Source organism: Lysobacter sp. N42 (assembly GCF_004344885.1).
Genome location: NZ_SKFB01000107.1, coordinates 1 through 1,307, shown reverse-complemented (window position 1 = coordinate 1,307; position 1,307 = coordinate 1). Strand labels below are relative to the sequence as shown.

Annotated in this window: 1 protein-coding gene; it reads right to left on the bottom strand. The window is 64.1% G+C overall.

Translation table 11 applies throughout. The annotated features are described in order from the left end of the window. Positions 1–4: 4 nt before the first annotated feature. Positions 5–1,225 (bottom strand): ISL3 family transposase, encoded by a 1,221-nt coding sequence (locus EYQ95_RS26135; RefSeq protein WP_132332145.1) that lies wholly within the window; start codon positions 1,223–1,225, stop codon positions 5–7. Positions 1,226–1,307 lie beyond the last annotated feature (82 nt).

Sequence of the window (1,307 nt, the reverse complement as noted above, 5' to 3'; positions counted from 1 at the left end):
AGGTTCATCGCTGAATACCGGGGAAGGCTGCGCGGATTTTCAGGAAGAAGTATTCCTGGTCGCGATAGCCGTAGGCGCGGCGCTTGATGACCTTGATGGTGTTGTTGATGCCCTCGACGATGCTCGTGTTGAGCCGATGTCGGCAGCGGGCAATGATTCCATGCAGGTAGGCGCTTAGCTTGTTCGCAAAGTGGGCCAACGCCGCGATGCCGCTGCCTTGGGCCTGCTCCAGCCAGTGATCCCAGGCCTTCCTGGCCCGGATGGGGTGGCGGTGGAACCACAGCCGCTTGAGCTCGTCCCGCATGAGGTAGGCGGTGAGCAGTGGCTGGTTGGCGTCCAGCAACTCATCCAGCCTGACGGACTGACGCGGGTCCAGATTCTCTCGATTGCGCAGCAGCAGCCAGCGGCTGGACTTGATGACCCGGCGAGCGGGCTTGTCGTGGCGCAGCCGGTTGGCCTGGTCGACCCGGACCCGGTCGATCACTTCGCGTCCGTACTTGGCTACGACGTGAAACAGGTCGTAGACGATCTCGGCGTTCGGACAGTGGGCCTTGATCTCCAGCTCAAAGGCGGTCGTCATGTCGATCGCCACCGCGCGGATCTGCTCGGCAACGCCGGCCGGAAGCTGCTCGAAGAAGGCCCGTGCCGTCTCACGGGAGCGGCCATTGCCGACCCAGAGCACCTGGCGACTGATCGGATCGACCACGACCGTGGCGTAGCGGTGGCCCTTGTGCAGGGCGAATTCGTCCATCGCCAGATAGTGGATCCGGCTCCAGTCGGGCACGTGGACGGCCTGCCGCAACCGGGCTTTGTCCAGTGCCTTGACGGTGTGCCAGCCCAGCTGGAAAAAGCGTGCAACTGCCACGATATTGCTGGATTCAAGCAGTTGGCTGACCGCTTCGGCCAGGCGATCGGTGACCCGCTGGTAGCGTCCCAGCCAGCTGAGCTTCTCCAGCCGCGGACCACCGCATCGCGCGCACCATACGCGCCGGCGAGGCACCACCAGCACGACACGAAACGCCATCAGCGGCAGATCCCGCACCCGGCGCGTTGTGCTGTCATGCACCTGCCGGCATCGGCTGCCGCAATGCGCGCAGTACATCGTCCGCGCTGACGGCTTGAGGTAGACGGTAACGGTCCGACTGTCGCCCTCGGGCCATGCGATCCGCTCCACCCGATAGCCTTCCCAGCCCCCAAGCTTCCCGATCGTCTTCCTGTCCAGCATGACCCCACCTGAGTCCTGAAAGGCAGGCCTCAAGCGTAGCGACACCTGTCAGACGCTCCCCGCTGATCCGCGAAGAACCAAA

Coding starts and splice junctions, on each gene's coding strand:
- EYQ95_RS26135 (WP_132332145.1), bottom strand. CDS start 1,225: ATGCTGGACAGGAAGACGATCGGGAAGCTTGGGGGCTGGGAAGGCTAT.